The sequence below is a fragment of the Pseudomonas sp. Pseusp15 genome, from assembly GCF_059492165.1.
On the sequence record NZ_CP168523.1, the window covers coordinates 6,204,032 to 6,217,510 of the forward strand.

At 59.6% G+C, this 13,479-nt stretch carries 13 protein-coding genes; 7 read left to right on the forward strand and 6 right to left on the reverse strand.

The window, feature by feature from the left end; translation table 11 throughout:
- Window positions 1-448: 448 nt before the first annotated feature.
- A complete protein-coding gene (quiC, locus tag ACEN8R_RS28105) occupies window positions 449-2,350 on the forward strand; it encodes a 3-dehydroshikimate dehydratase QuiC (protein ID WP_495624504.1) in 1,902 nt (633 codons plus the stop codon).
- 103 nt (window positions 2,351-2,453) lie between these two features.
- Window positions 2,454-3,131 carry a TetR/AcrR family transcriptional regulator gene (locus tag ACEN8R_RS28110; RefSeq protein WP_018925803.1) on the forward strand — a complete coding sequence of 226 codons (678 nt, stop codon included), beginning with the start codon at window positions 2,454-2,456 and terminating at the stop codon, window positions 3,129-3,131.
- 53 nt (window positions 3,132-3,184) lie between these two features.
- Here ACEN8R_RS28110 and ACEN8R_RS28115 read toward each other — a convergent pair whose 3' ends face one another.
- From ACEN8R_RS28115 to ACEN8R_RS28125, 3 genes are all read right to left on the reverse strand, one after another.
- Window positions 3,185-4,039: a shikimate dehydrogenase gene (locus ACEN8R_RS28115; protein ID WP_018925804.1), complete on the reverse strand. Its 855-nt coding sequence runs from the start codon at window positions 4,037-4,039 to the stop codon at window positions 3,185-3,187.
- A 5-nt stretch (window positions 4,040-4,044) separates the two neighbouring features.
- The gene (gene aroQ, locus ACEN8R_RS28120; protein WP_007937291.1) at window positions 4,045-4,485 is read right to left on the reverse strand and encodes a type II 3-dehydroquinate dehydratase; all 441 of its coding nucleotides are present in this window, start codon (window positions 4,483-4,485) and stop codon (window positions 4,045-4,047) included.
- A gap of 130 nt (window positions 4,486-4,615) precedes the next feature.
- Window positions 4,616-5,527 carry a LysR family transcriptional regulator gene (locus ACEN8R_RS28125; protein ID WP_495624505.1) on the reverse strand — a complete coding sequence of 304 codons (912 nt, stop codon included), beginning with the start codon at window positions 5,525-5,527 and terminating at the stop codon, window positions 4,616-4,618.
- A 285-nt stretch (window positions 5,528-5,812) separates the two neighbouring features.
- Between ACEN8R_RS28125 and ACEN8R_RS28130 the strand changes: the two genes are divergently transcribed.
- Window positions 5,813-6,241: a hypothetical protein gene (locus ACEN8R_RS28130; RefSeq protein WP_064620521.1), complete on the forward strand. Its 429-nt coding sequence runs from the start codon at window positions 5,813-5,815 to the stop codon at window positions 6,239-6,241.
- On the forward strand, window positions 6,238-6,684 hold the full coding sequence (locus ACEN8R_RS28135; protein ID WP_258612704.1) for a DUF2442 domain-containing protein: 447 nt from the start codon (window positions 6,238-6,240) through the stop codon (window positions 6,682-6,684). The genes ACEN8R_RS28130 and ACEN8R_RS28135 overlap by 4 nt, the downstream gene beginning before the upstream one ends.
- Before the next feature lie 52 nt (window positions 6,685-6,736).
- Here ACEN8R_RS28135 and trmA read toward each other — a convergent pair whose 3' ends face one another.
- Window positions 6,737-7,816, reverse strand: coding sequence for a tRNA (uridine(54)-C5)-methyltransferase TrmA (gene trmA, locus ACEN8R_RS28140; RefSeq protein WP_495624506.1), 1,080 nt, complete (start codon window positions 7,814-7,816; stop codon window positions 6,737-6,739).
- Entirely contained in the window at window positions 7,813-9,108 is a 1,296-nt protein-coding gene (locus ACEN8R_RS28145) for an NCS2 family permease (protein ID WP_018925809.1), read from the reverse strand. Before ACEN8R_RS28145 ends, trmA begins: the two co-directional genes overlap by 4 nt.
- A 235-nt stretch (window positions 9,109-9,343) precedes the next feature.
- Here ACEN8R_RS28145 and ACEN8R_RS28150 point away from each other — a divergent pair, with 235 nt between their 5' ends.
- Both ACEN8R_RS28150 and ACEN8R_RS28155 read left to right on the forward strand, forming a co-directional pair.
- The gene (locus tag ACEN8R_RS28150) at window positions 9,344-9,790 is read left to right on the forward strand and encodes a DUF4879 domain-containing protein (RefSeq protein ID WP_167331177.1); all 447 of its coding nucleotides are present in this window, start codon (window positions 9,344-9,346) and stop codon (window positions 9,788-9,790) included.
- Window positions 9,791-9,857: 67 nt separating this feature from the next.
- A complete protein-coding gene (locus ACEN8R_RS28155; protein WP_018925811.1) occupies window positions 9,858-10,409 on the forward strand; it encodes a DJ-1 family glyoxalase III in 552 nt (183 codons plus the stop codon).
- A 9-nt stretch (window positions 10,410-10,418) separates the two neighbouring features.
- Here ACEN8R_RS28155 and ACEN8R_RS28160 read toward each other — a convergent pair whose 3' ends face one another.
- Complete coding sequence (locus ACEN8R_RS28160) at window positions 10,419-11,657, reverse strand: MFS transporter (protein WP_018925812.1); 1,239 nt, start codon at window positions 11,655-11,657, stop codon at window positions 10,419-10,421.
- 379 nt (window positions 11,658-12,036) lie between these two features.
- On the opposite strand from ACEN8R_RS28160, the gene ACEN8R_RS28165 reads away from it, so the two are divergent.
- Window positions 12,037-13,476: a cytochrome ubiquinol oxidase subunit I gene (locus tag ACEN8R_RS28165; protein ID WP_018925813.1), complete on the forward strand. Its 1,440-nt coding sequence runs from the start codon at window positions 12,037-12,039 to the stop codon at window positions 13,474-13,476.
- Window positions 13,477-13,479: the final 3 nt, after the last annotated feature.

The window sequence follows — 13,479 nt, forward strand, 5'->3', positions numbered from 1 at the left end:
GGACTTCAAGGGCGCGTGATCAATCGATGGCGACGGGCGCGGATGAGATTGATCGGCTGAGGTGTTTTCGTCAGGCGACGACAACGTTTTATTCAGCGAGCGGCGCAGTTCGGCCGAGTGGGCGCAAGGTTCGGATGGACACCAGGTCTGGCGTGAGATCGGTGGAGCAAGCAAACAAGGCGTTGAATGAGCGCATGAGCGTGTACCCGTTTTTTGAAATTTTTATGTGGTGTTCAGGGTCTTTGGTAACCGAGTCCATGGGGTCGTGACCGGACTCAATGTGGTGTCGATGGTGCGCAGTGGACGAAAAATCGTCAATTCGCCAACCGCCATTGTGTTCGATAATCGCCCGCAAAACTAACCGGGTAGTACACTTTGAATTGCTGTGCGGATTCGTCAAGCCAATAATTTGCCCAACAAGAATGTCCCCACCACCGGGAGTCGACACATGCTGCGTTCCATTGCCACCGTTTCCTTGAGCGGTACCCTGCCGGAAAAACTAGAAGCCATCGCCGCCGCCGGTTTTGACGGGGTGGAAATTTTCGAGAACGACCTTCTCTACTACGACGGCAGCCCACGGGAAATCAGGCAGATGTGCGCTGATCTCGGGATAGCGATCACACTGTTCCAACCCTTTCGGGATTTCGAAGGTTGCCGCCGCGATCGCCTGCCGCGCAATCTGGAGCGGGCCGAGCGCAAGTTCGATTTGATGCAAGAGCTGGGCACCGACCTGGTGCTGGTGTGCAGCAACGCCTCGGCCGACTCCATCGGCGATGAGCAGATCCTGGTCGACGACTTGCGCCTGCTCGCCGAACGGGCCGGCGCTCGTGGTTTGCGGATCGGTTACGAAGCGCTGGCCTGGGGCCGCCACGTGAACACGTATCAACAGGTGTGGAACATCGTTCGCCAGGCCGATCATCCGAACCTCGGCGTGTTGCTGGACAGTTTCCATACGCTGTCGCTCAAGGGCGACCCGACGGCGATCGCCGAGATTCCCGGTGACAAGATCTTCTTCGTGCAAATGGCCGATGCACCGATCCTGGCCATGGACGTGCTGGAGTGGAGCCGGCATTTCCGTTGTTTCCCCGGCCAGGGCGAGTTCGATCTGCCGGGGTTCCTCGCGCCGATCATCAAGAGCGGCTATACCGGCCCGCTGTCGCTGGAGATCTTCAACGACGGTTTCCGCGCCGCGCCACCCCGGGCCAACGCCGCCGACGGCTTGCGTTCGTTGCTGTACCTGGAAGAGAAAACCCGCGAGCGTCTGGAGCAGGAAGCCACGCCTGTGGCCAATCGCGACATTCTGTTCGATACCCCAGGCGCCAGCGAATACAACGGCATCGAGTTTCTTGAGTTCGCCGTGGACGAAAGCCTCGGCGCGAAGTTGTCCCATTGGCTGGAGCGACTGGGTTTCGTCAAGGCCGGACAGCACCGTTCCAAGAGTGTCAGCCTGTTGCGTCAGGGCGATATCAACCTGATCCTCAACTCCGAACCTTATTCCTTCGCCCACAGTTTTTTCGAGGCCCATGGGCCATCGCTGTGCGCCACCGCCGTGCGGGTCAAGGACAGCGCCAGTGCGTTGGCCCGAGCCGTAGCTTACAAAGGCCAGCCGTATCGCGGGCTGGTAGGCCCCAATGAGCTGGAACTCGCCGCCGTGCGTGCGCCGGACGGCAGTCTGATTTACCTGGTGGACCAGGACGCCGACGTCTATGGCACCGACTTCAATCTGCAACCGGCGGCCGTGGCCAGCGGAGGCCTCAAGCGCATCGACCACATGGCCATGGCACTGCCCGCCGACAGTCTCGACAGCTGGGTGTTGTTCTATAAAAGCCTGCTGGATTTCGAAGCCGACGATGAAGTGGTGCTGCCCGACCCGTATGGTCTGGTGAAGAGCCGTGCCTTGCGCAGCCGTTGCAGTTCGATCCGCCTGCCGCTGAACATTTCCGAGAATCGCAACACCGCGATCTCACACGCACTGTCGAGTTATCGCGGTTCCGGCGTGCATCACATCGCTTTCGATTGTGATGACATCTTTGCCGAAGTCAGCCGTGCCAAGGAGGCGGGCGTGCCGCTGCTGGATATCCCGCTCAACTACTACGATGACCTCGCCGCACGCTTCGATTTCGACGACGAATTCCTCAGCGAGCTAGCGTATTTCAACGTCCTCTACGACCGTGATGCCCAGGGTGGCGAGCTGTTTCACGTGTACACCGAGCCGTTCGAAGGGCGTTTTTTCTTTGAAATCATCCAGCGCAAAAACGGCTATGCGGGTTACGGCGCGGCCAACGTAGCCGTGCGACTGGCGGCCATGGCCAAATCTCGAAGTGGTGGCGTACGTCAGACAAAGTTGTAGGAAAATCGTAAACACGGGTACAAAACCGCTGCCGCGTGGCTTCCTTCACTGTGCGCAGCGGCCCATAATCGCCTACTTGTGCAGTGATGGCCGTGAGCCCGCAATGACAATAATTTCAAAACTCTCCGTAGCGCCCGAAAAGCCAATTGCCGAGCCTCGCAAGAGTCGCAAGAACAACCCGGAAAAAACCCGCGAGAACATCCTTCAAGAGGCCATTGTCGAGTTCGTCCAGCAGGGGCTTTCCGGTGCGCGCGTCGATGCGATCGCCGAGCGCATCCACACCTCCAAACGCATGATCTATTACTACTTCGGCAGTAAGGAACAGCTCTACGTCGAGGTGCTGGAAAAACTCTACGGAGATATCCGCAGCACCGAAAGTCGCTTGCACCTGGCCGAGCTGGCGCCGGTGGAGGCGATTCGGCGGTTGGTGGAATTCACCTTCGACCACCATGATCGCAACGTTGATTTCGTGCGTATCGTCTGCATCGAGAACATTCACAACGCTGAGTATGTGAAGCGCTCCGATGCGATCAAGGCGATGAACAACACCATCCTCGATTCACTGGGCGAGATTTTGCGTCGCGGGGCCGCAGAGGGTGTATTCCGCGCCGGCCTCGATCCGCTGGATGTGCACCTGCTGATCAGTTCGTTTTGCTTCTATCGCGTGTCGAACCGTCATACCTTTGGTGAGATCTTTCAGATCGACTTGCCGGACGAAAGTATCAAGCAGCGTCATCGGGAGATGATCTGCGAGTCGGTGTTGCGGTATCTGCAGGCCTGACGCCTTCGCAGGCAAGCCTCGCTCCTACGGACGATGCTTGCCTGCGAAGCTTTTCAACCATTCATGCTCTGAAAATGCTCCAGCATCCGCTGGGCATCCGGCACCACTCCGCTGAATAATTCAAACGCCTTCACCGCCTGAAACACCGCCATGTTGCCGCCGTCCAGGGTTCGGCAACCCAGCGCGCGAGCATTGCGTAGCAGTTCGGTTTCCAGCGGGAAGTAAACGATCTCCGCCACCCACAACTGCGGCCGAAGCAGTTCTACCGGCACCGGCATGCCAGGCAGCTTTTTCATGCCCATGGGCGTGGTATTCACCAGTCCATCAGCCTGACCCAGCGTCCCCGGCAAGTCATGACCGGCCACGGCGCGGCCAAAACCGAAATGCTGATTGAGGTTGTCCGCCAAAGACTGAGCCCGGCTGTGATCCACATCGAAAATGCTCAGCAGTTGTACGCCTTCGCTCAATAACGCGTGGGCCACCGCTGCGCCTGCGCCACCGGCGCCCATTTGCACCACTCGCTCACGGGCAACGTCCTGCAGGCCGCGACGAAACCCTTCGGCGAAGCCCAGGCAATCGGTGTTGTGGCCGATGCGTTTCCCGTCCTTCAACACCACCGTGTTCACCGCGCCAATGCCGCGGGCTTCCGGCGACAATTCGTCGAGCAACGGGATGATTGTCTGCTTGCACGGGAAGGTGATGTTCAGCCCGGTGAAATTCATCCGCTCGGCGGCCATCAGCAGGTCGGGCAGGGCGCCGCTGTCGAGTTTCAGCTGATCCAGATCGATCAGTCGATACAGGTAGCGCAGACCCTGCGCATCGCCTTCGTGCTCGTGCAGCGCCGGAGTGCGGGAAGCCTGAATGCCGGCGCCGATCAGCCCGGCCAATACCACGGTGTTCTGTGTCATCACGCTTAACCTTTCAAACGTTGGCTGAAATGCTCCAGCGCCAAACGATAGCCGTGGCTGCCGAAACCGCACATCACCGCCGTGGCGATGGACGAGACAAAGGAGTGATGCCGGAAGGGTTCGCGGGCATGGACGTTGGACAGGTGCACTTCGATCACGGGCAGTTCGCTGGCGACCAGCGCATCGCGAATGGCGACCGAGGTGTGGGTCCAGGCAGCCGGATTGATAACGATCCCGGCGCAGCGGCCACGGGCGGCATGAATCCAGTCGAGCAGTTCGCCTTCATGGTTGGTCTGGCGAAACTCCACCTTCAGGCCGAACTCTTCGGCGGCGCGACCGCACAGCGCTGAAATATCCGCCAGGGTTTCGTGGCCATAAGTCGCCGGTTCACGGGTACCGAGCAGGTTCAGGTTCGGGCCGTTGAGCACCAGAACGATAGGGGACATCGGGTCTCTCCACTTATTATTGTTGGCATTGGCCGAGGGTCTCAGCCTGTGGAGATAAATTGTACTAACTGGTTAATAAGGTCAATTGAAGAGGCGCCGGCCCTGGATTATCTGTGCGGTGATCGAACATTCAGCGCGGAAGACGCTCAACCAGAAAATCGATAAACGCCCTGAGCCGCAATGGCACATGGCGGCTTTGCGGATACAGCAAAGTGAAGGGGCGGGAGCGCCCGCCATAGGGCTTGAGCACTTCCACCAGCGAGCCATCCGCCAGTTCGTTTTCGACGATGAAGCGATAGGTTTGAAACAGCCCGGCGCCGTGTTTCGCCAGTGTCACGCCGCCCAATACATCATCGGAACAGCAGTAATTACCTTCGGCCAAAATCTCCAGCGGCACGCCGTTATCGTTGAACAGCCAGGCAATCCGCCGCCCGCTGCTGGGTAGCTCGAACTGGATGCATTCGTGGTGCGCCAGGTCGTCCAGGGTTTGTGGCATGCCGGCACTCTTCAGATAGTCAGGGCTGGCGATCATCACCAGCGCGGCGTCTTCCAGTGGCCGGGCAATCAGTCCGGAGTCGGGAATCGCCCGCACACGGATGGCCATGTCATAGCCTTCGCCGACGAAATCGATGTTGCGATTGCTGATGTGCACCTCGACTTTCACGGCGGGAAAACGCGCCCGGAACGCCGGCAGCAGCGGCAGGATGCGGTGGTGGGCATAGGTGGTGGGAATGCTGATACGCAAGGTGCCGGAGGGTTCCTGCTGTTGACCCATGACTTCGCGCTGAGCCTCGACCAGTTGCGCAAGGGCCAGGCGACACTCCTCAAAATAGCGCCGGCCACTATCGGTCAGCTTGACGCTGCGGGTGGTACGCGCGAACAGCCGCACACCCAGACGTTCTTCCATCCGCGACACCGAGCGGCTGACCGCGGCCGGGGTCACACCCGCCACCAGGGCCGCGGCGGTAAAGCTGCCCGCTTCGGCGGCCAGGCAAAACAGTTCGATGCTGCCGAGCTGAAGATCGTCGAAATGTCGCTGCATGATTGATTACACCAAGAATCAAATGGGATGCCTGAGGTGGTATTTATCAAATGCAGGCGTACAAATACAGGATTCGTTTCAACCACCAGCGCCGTTGAGTTCATCACCGGCCAGATATTGGCAGTGAAAGGATTGCTTACTCTTTTTTGCCCTGATTGGCAGGGGACGGTCGACCTGAAACGCTAGGCTCAAACGTGGTCAGCTGATCGAACGGTTAGCGCCAGTTATCGGGTTTTTCAAGGAATGGCGAATCTTCGGATTCTATAACCTAACGGATGGGTTAGCATGAATGTATGCCGCTACAAGGGATTGTCACTGGTAGTCATGTTGCGTGACGAGCATTGCCCACCACACGTTCACGTCGATGGAGGCACATGGAGCGCACGCTTTCGGTTCAGCTTCTGGCACAACGGCGTAGATCTCTGGGATGTCATTCCTCATTCGCATAGACCTCCTCTGGCCATGCTGGAGGGGTTACGCCAGGCGCTCAGGCAACCTGCCCATTTGCGGCGAGCCCGTGGCATCTGGTGGAGCAAATTGCAGACGGCCTGCCTCGACAATCAGTTATGGGATTGGCAGGGCAATGAAGTGGTCGTGATGAAGAGGGTTGCCAGCACGACTTACATGATTGGTTCGGCTCGCTATGAGCCTGAAGGAAACAAGACCTTATTGACGCTGATGGGAGCACCGGAGGGCGTGGAGATCGAATTATGAAAACGATAAGTGCAAAAATGCAGGTAGATCACCCTGTGACCGAAGGCGTTTTGGACGAAGCGATCGAGAGTGGCGAGTTACGCCGTCGCAGTGGATTGAATGCAACGACGGTGATCTTTCTCGATCCATGTCTCGCCGTCGGTTTCGAGGATGGCAGCGGTGTGTTGTTGCCAGTGAAAAACTATCCAGAGTTCGATGGTTTTGAGACCGAGGATTTCGCCGGTTTGAAAATCGGTTTCGCCGGAGCCGCACTTTGCCATGAAGGCAAGGATCTGCAGGTGTCCATCGCCGGTTTGATTTCGGCGAGCAAACCGCTGATGGATATGGCGGCCTCGGTGGTCGCCTCGCGCAATGGCCGTCAGAGCAGCACCGCCAAAGCCGAGGCAGCTCGGGCCAACGGCAAGAAGGGCGGTCGCCCACGCAAGGTCGATGCGGCTCTTTGATCGCCCACAAAAAAGCCGTCCCGAGGACGGCTGATCTGTGTAACGGTTGCAATCAACGACGGGTCAACAACACTCCGGATTCCATGTGATGGGTCCACGGGAACTGGTCGAACATCGCGCATTGAGTAATGCGGTGAGTGTCGTTCAGTTGGGCGATGTTGGCCGCGAGGGTTTCCGGGTTGCAGGAGATGTAGAGGATGTTGTCGAAGCGCCGGGTCAGTTCGCAAGTATCCGGGTCCATGCCGGCGCGGGGTGGATCGACGAACACGCTACCGAACTCGTAGCTCTTGAGGTCGATGCCGTGCAGGCGACGGAACGGGCGAACTTCGTTCAGGGCTTCGGTCAATTCTTCGGCAGACAAACGCACCAGCGTGACGTTATCCACCGTGTTTTCGCTCAGGTTGCTGAGCGCTGCGTTGACCGAGGTCTTGCTGATTTCGGTGGCCAGCACTTTGCGCACGCGCGTAGCGAGCGGCAAAGTGAAGTTGCCGTTGCCGCAATACAGCTCCAGCAAGTCGTCGGAACGATCGCCAAGGGCGTCATACGCCCAGTTGAGCATCTTCTGGTTCACCGTGCCGTTGGGTTGGGTGAACGCGCCTTCCGGCTGGCGATAGCTGAAGGCGCGGCCGCCAACTTCAAGTTGCTCGACCACGTAATCGTGACCGATCACTTCGCGTTTGCCCTTGGAGCGACCGATGATGCTGACGTTCAGGTCGGCTGCCAGCTTCGACGCCGCCGCGTGCCAGTGCTCGTCCAGCGGGCGGTGGTAGCACAGGGTGATCATCGCATCGCCGGCCAGCGTGGTCAGGAACTCCACTTGGAACAGTTTGTGGCTCAGGGCTGCACTCGCTTGCCACGCCGCCTTGAGCTGCGGCATCAACTGGTTGATGCGCAGGCTTGCAATCGGGAACTCTTCGATCAGGATCGGCGTGCGTTTGTCTTCCTGGGAAAACATTGCGTAGTGGCGCTCGCCGGCTTCACGCCACAGGCGGAATTCGGCACGCAGGCGGAAGTTTTTCAGCGGCGAATCGAACACCGCAGGCTCGGGCGCACCGAACGGGGCCAGCAGATCACGCAGGCGCGTGACCTTTTCTTCGAGCTGAACGGCGTAGGCCTGGGAATCAAAAGTCATGCGTTGAACCAACCTAACTTGATCACGAACAGAATCGACAGAACCACCAACGCCGAGTTCAGCTCACGGCCACGGCCGGACAGCAACTTGATGGCGGTCCAGGAAATGAATCCGAACGCGATGCCGTTGGCGATGGAGTAAGTGAATGGCATAGCCAGTGCGGTGACTACCACTGGCGCGGCAACGGTGATGTCGTCCCAGTCTATTTCCGCCAGCCCCGAGGTCATCAATACGGCGACGAACAGCAAGGCAGGTGCGGTGGCGAAGGCCGGTACGCTGGCGGCCAGTGGTGCGAAGAACAGCGCCAGCAGGAACAGAATCGCCACCACGACGGCGGTCAGGCCGGTGCGGCCACCGGCACTCACGCCGGCTGCGGATTCGATATAGCTGGTGGTAGTCGAGGTGCCCAGCAACGAGCCGGCCATGGCCGCGGTGCTGTCGGCGATCAGGGCACGACCCATTTTCGGCATGTGGCCGTCCTTGCCCATCAGGCCGGCGCGCTTGGCGACGCCGATCAGGGTGCCGGAGTTGTCGAACAGATCGACGAACAGGAACGCGAAGATCACGCTGACCAGACCGATGTCCAGTGCGCCTTTGATGTCCAGTTGCAGGAAGGTCGGTGCCAGGGACGGTGGCATCGACATCACGCCGCCGAACGGGCTGAAGCCCAGCAGGATGGAAACGATGGTCACCGACAGAATGCCGATCAGCACCGCACCGCGCACTTTCAGGGCCTCCAGGGCAACGATCAGGGCAAAGCCCAGGGTTGCGAGGATCGGCGCCGGTTGCTTCAGGTCGCCGAGGCCGACCATGGTCGCCGGGTTGCTGACGACGATGCCGGCGTTGTGCAGGGCGATCAGTGCCAGGAACAGGCCGATGCCAGCGGCAATCGCCGAACGTAGCGCCAACGGGATGCTGTTGATGATCCATTCACGGATGCGGAAGATCGACAGCAGGAAAAACATCACCGCCGAGAGGAACACCGCACCCAGCGCCACTTGCCAGGTGTGGCCCATGTGCAGGACCACGGTGTAGGTGAAGAAGGCGTTCAGGCCCATGCCCGGTGCCAGGGCGATCGGGTAGTTGGCGATCAGGCCCATGGTCGTCGAGCCGATGGCGGCTGCCAGGCAGGTGGCGACAAACACTGCGCCTTTGTCCATGCCGGTCTCGCCGAGGATGCTCGGGTTGACGAACAGAATGTAGGCCATGGCCAAAAAGGTCGTGACGCCCGCCAGAATCTCGGTCCGCACGTTGGTGTTGTGTGCCTTGAGTTGAAACAGCCTTTCCAGCATGTCTGCTCCCCGTGGCGCGCCCGGCGCCGTGAATGTATCGACCTCAACAGCAAAGCACAGACCGCCGTAGGCGCCTGGGAATTTTCTGTGGGTCGGAAAAAGCCGCGCATCATACCAGCAGCGTGGAGCCATGGCTGCTTATGGCTGCGATCGTCGTCGATGTTTTGCCAAAAAGGGAACTGCGCCATACTGCGCGCTGTTTTTTTAGGGCAGGGAAGGGCGGAATATGAAGTACATGAGCACGCGCGTGGTTGCCGTATTCACGATGTTGATCGCGTTGTTCCTGGGTGCCCAAACCGCCTCGGCAGCGTCGGCTCCACCACTGAGTCAGGTCAAGGTGCTCAAGGTCGAGTCGCCCAACTGTGGCTTTGAAGATATTGCGGACAAGCAGGAGCAGACCCGTTGCGATCACCAGGGGCCGAACATCAAGGTGTACGTGCTGGAAGTCGGTTACGGTCGCGAAGCCCATGTTGCCCTGGACGGTTTCGAAGTGGATGGCACCCGGACCCCTGTCTGTGCTTTTGATACCGGCAACCTGACCGAGTGCTCAGCCGGGAAAAAAACTGTCGGCTATCTGTACATCTTTAACCTGGCAGGCAAGCAGGACGGCATCTTCACATTCAGCAACACCTCCATCAACGCGCCGGGCAACACGATGTCGACGCAGCTTTACATCAAGTAACGGCCAGGCTCGAACAAGGGGCAGGAAAGCTGACTACGCTTTAAAGATCATTCTCTGGACCGCGCCCATGACCTTTAGAGCCCTGATTACCCTCGCCGAGGGCATCGACGATCTGCAAACCGTGACCCTGATCGATGTTCTGCGCCGCGCCAAGGTTGAAGTGGTGGTGGCCAGTATCGAGTCGCGGCGCATGCTGACCTGCGCTCGCGGCACCCGCCTGACCGCCGATGCGATGCTGGTCGATTTGCTGGCCCAACCCTTCGACTTGATCGTTTTGCCCGGCGGCGCCGTGGGGGCGCAGCATTTGGCGGCCCACCAACCCCTGCAACAATTGATCAAGGACCAAGTCGCCGCCGGGCGCTTGTTCGCCGGCATTGCCGAAGCGCCGGCGCTGGCGCTGCAGACTTTTGGCGTGCTGCGTCAGCGGCGCATGACGTGCCTGCCTTCCGTCAGCCATCAATTGTCGGGCTGCAACTTCGTCGATCAACCGGTGGTGGTCGATGGCAACTGCATCACCGCCCAGGGTTCGGGCGCCGCACTGGAGTTTGCGCTGACGCTGGTGGAGCAACTCTGCGGCAAAGCCACGCGGTCGGCGGTGGCGGGGGAATTGCTGGTGTAGAAGACTGCTTCAGGCCCTGACCTCTTCCACTGGCACATGCATGCGGTCGCGGTTGGCCAGGGTCGGGAACAGTTTGACCCAGACCCCGGTCACCATCAGTGTGCCGATGCCGCCCATCACCACGGCCGGTACGGTGCCGAACCAGTGGGCCGTCAAGCCAGACTCGAATTCGCCGAGCTGATTCGAAGCACCGATGAACAAGCCATTCACGGCACTGACCCGGCCGCGCATCTCGTCCGGGGTTTCCAGCTGCACGAACGAGGCGCGGATCACCATGCTGATCATGTCTGCCGCGCCTAAAACCACCAACACAGCGAGAGAGAACCAGAACGAAGTCGACAGGCCGAAAGCGATGGTCGCCACGCCGAATACACCCACGGCGGTAAACATCACCCGTCCGACGTTGCGTTCCACGGCAAATCGCGCCAGAAACAGCGACATCAGCAGTGCGCCCACCGCCGGGGCCGAACGCAGCAGGCCCAGACCCCAAGGGCCGGTCAGCAGAATATCTTTGGCGAACACCGGCAGCAGCGCAGTCGCGCCACCCAGCAAGACGGCAAACAGATCCAGGGAAATCGCCCCGAGAATGTCCGGGCGGCTGCGAATGAAGCGGATGCCTGCGAGCAGCGAATCCAGGGTTGCCTTGCCCTTGTTCAACGGTGTCTGCCGAGCCGGTAGGTTAAGCATCAGCGCACAGGCGATGAGGTAGAGGATCACCGTCGGGCCATACACCCAGACGCTGCCGAAGGCGTAAAGCAAACCGCCCAGCGCCGGGGCAACGATGGTGGCCGATTGCTGCGCAGATTGCGCGGCAGCAACCGCGCGCGGGAATAAGGCACTGGGGACGATGCTCGGCAGCAAGGCCTGGGTGGTCGGCATCTCGAAGGAGCGGGCGGCGCCGAGCAGGAATGCGAGGATGAAGATCATCTCCCGGGTGACTTGGTCAGTCGCGCTGCCGATGGCCAGCGACAGGGCGATCAGCGCTTGCACGGACTGACAGATCGCCGCGACCTTGCGCCGGTCATAGCGATCCGCCACATGCCCGGTGTGCAGCATGAACAACACCCGCGGGGCAAATTCCACCAGACCCACCAGACCCAGATCGAGCACGTTGCCTGTCAGTTGATACAGATTCCAGCCGATGGCCACGGTCAGCATTTGAAAACCGCTGGCGGTAAATACCCGAGCCAGCCAGAACGCGATAAAAGGGCGGTGATGACGTAACAGCAGGGGCGCTTGGCTGGGCATCTGAAGGCAAGTCTGGGTGAGGGGAAGGGCGAGATTATCACCAACCTGTAACCAGAGGTTGCGAGCGCGGAAAATTTAGTTAGCTAGACACCGATCCCACAGGGAATGCATTGCAACGCATGACCAAACCCGTGAGGCAACCTGTCACGCGGCAATAGACCACACCGTCCATCGGCAAAAATGCGACTACTCTTTCAACGTTGCTTGATCCAGATCAAGACCCTTCGTGGAAATGATCCGGTGGCCAGATGGCCAGATTCCCTACGTTGTGATGATGGTAGAAAAAGAACGAGTTCAAATTCGCCACACTCCATAACCGTGGGGGCAGTGGGTGCAGGCCGCAAGCCTTCAGCCAGTATTACCTGACAGAGGAAGACTTATGTTCGGTTTGGAGGCACTTGATCTCGCCCGGATTCAGTTCGCGTTCACCATTTCGTTCCACATTCTGTTCCCGGCCATCACCATTGGTCTGGCGAGTTACCTGGCGGTACTCGAAGGCCTGTGGCTGAAGACGCACAACGACACTTACCGCGATCTGTACCATTTCTGGTCGAAGATCTTTGCCGTCAACTTCGGCATGGGTGTGGTGTCCGGCCTGGTCATGGCCTATCAGTTCGGCACCAACTGGAGCCGCTTCTCGGATTTCGCCGGTTCCGTGACCGGGCCGTTGCTGACCTACGAGGTACTCACCGCGTTCTTCCTCGAAGCCGGTTTCCTCGGCGTCATGCTGTTCGGCTGGAACAGGGTTGGGCGCAAGCTGCACTTCTTCGCCACGGTCATGGTCGCCATCGGTACCCTGATCTCGACCTTCTGGATTCTCGCCTCCAACAGCTGGATGCAGACCCCGCAGGGCTACGAAATCGTCAACGGCCAGGTCATTCCGGTGGACTGGTTGGCGATTATCTTCAACCCGTCGTTCCCCTACCGGCTGATGCACATGGCTACGGCGGCGTTCGTCGCTACCGCCTTCTTCGTTGGTTCGTCGGCGGCCTGGCATTTGTTGCGCGGCAAGGACAACCCGGCCATCCGCACCATGCTCTCGATGGCCATGTGGATGGCGCTGATCGTGGCGCCGATCCAAGCCGTCATCGGTGACTTCCACGGCCTCAATACCCTCGAGCACCAGCCGGCGAAAATCGCTGCGATTGAAGGTCACTGGGAAAATGTCGGCGATGAACCGACCCCATTGATCCTGTTCGGCTGGCCGGACATGAAAGCCGAAAAGACCAAATTCGCGGTCGAGATTCCGTACCTGGGCAGCTTGATCCTGACCCACACCCTGGACAAACAAGTGCCGGCGCTCAAGGAGTTCCCGCCTGAAGACCGGCCGAATTCGACCATCGTGTTCTGGTCGTTCCGGGTTATGGTCGGCCTGGGTTTCCTGATGATCTTCACCGGTTTGTGGAGCCTGTGGCTGCGCAAGCGCGACACGCTGTATACCTCGCGTCCGTTCCTGTATCTGGCACTGTGGATGGGCCCATCCGGCCTGATCGCGATTCTCGCTGGCTGGTTCACCACTGAAATCGGCCGTCAACCGTGGGTGGTCTACGGCTTGATGCGCACGGCGGATGCGTCCTCCGGGCACAGCTTCGTGCAGATGAGCATCACCTTGATCATGTTCGTCGTGGTGTATTTCGCGCTGTTTGGTGCCGGTCTTGGCTACATGATGCGGCTGGTGCGCAAAGGGCCGAAGATCGACGAAGGCAAGGAAACCAACGAAGGCGGTCCTGGCCAGAAGCGCACGCCGGCCCGTCCGCTGTCCGCCGCCGACGACAACGGTGACGGCGATCACAACCACAGCCTGACCAAGGAGATTTGAATC

Excerpts from the sequence above, each read along its gene's own strand:
- ACEN8R_RS28145 (WP_018925809.1), bottom strand. The coding sequence starts at position 9,108 with ATGCTGGAAAGGCTGTTTCAACTCAAGGCACACAACACCAACGTGCGG.
- quiC (WP_495624504.1), top strand. The coding sequence starts at position 449 with ATGCTGCGTTCCATTGCCACCGTTTCCTTGAGCGGTACCCTGCCGGAA.
- aroQ (WP_007937291.1), bottom strand. The coding sequence starts at position 4,485 with ATGTCCCCTATCGTTCTGGTGCTCAACGGCCCGAACCTGAACCTGCTC.
- ACEN8R_RS28160 (WP_018925812.1), bottom strand. The coding sequence starts at position 11,657 with ATGCCCAGCCAAGCGCCCCTGCTGTTACGTCATCACCGCCCTTTTATC.
- ACEN8R_RS28125 (WP_495624505.1), bottom strand. The coding sequence starts at position 5,527 with ATGCAGCGACATTTCGACGATCTTCAGCTCGGCAGCATCGAACTGTTT.
- ACEN8R_RS28165 (WP_018925813.1), top strand. The coding sequence starts at position 12,037 with ATGTTCGGTTTGGAGGCACTTGATCTCGCCCGGATTCAGTTCGCGTTC.
- ACEN8R_RS28115 (WP_018925804.1), bottom strand. The coding sequence starts at position 4,039 with ATGACACAGAACACCGTGGTATTGGCCGGGCTGATCGGCGCCGGCATT.
- ACEN8R_RS28110 (WP_018925803.1), top strand. The coding sequence starts at position 2,454 with ATGACAATAATTTCAAAACTCTCCGTAGCGCCCGAAAAGCCAATTGCC.
- ACEN8R_RS28130 (WP_064620521.1), top strand. The coding sequence starts at position 5,813 with ATGAATGTATGCCGCTACAAGGGATTGTCACTGGTAGTCATGTTGCGT.
- ACEN8R_RS28155 (WP_018925811.1), top strand. The coding sequence starts at position 9,858 with ATGACCTTTAGAGCCCTGATTACCCTCGCCGAGGGCATCGACGATCTG.
- trmA (WP_495624506.1), bottom strand. The coding sequence starts at position 7,816 with ATGACTTTTGATTCCCAGGCCTACGCCGTTCAGCTCGAAGAAAAGGTC.
- ACEN8R_RS28150 (WP_167331177.1), top strand. The coding sequence starts at position 9,344 with ATGAGCACGCGCGTGGTTGCCGTATTCACGATGTTGATCGCGTTGTTC.
- ACEN8R_RS28135 (WP_258612704.1), top strand. The coding sequence starts at position 6,238 with ATGAAAACGATAAGTGCAAAAATGCAGGTAGATCACCCTGTGACCGAA.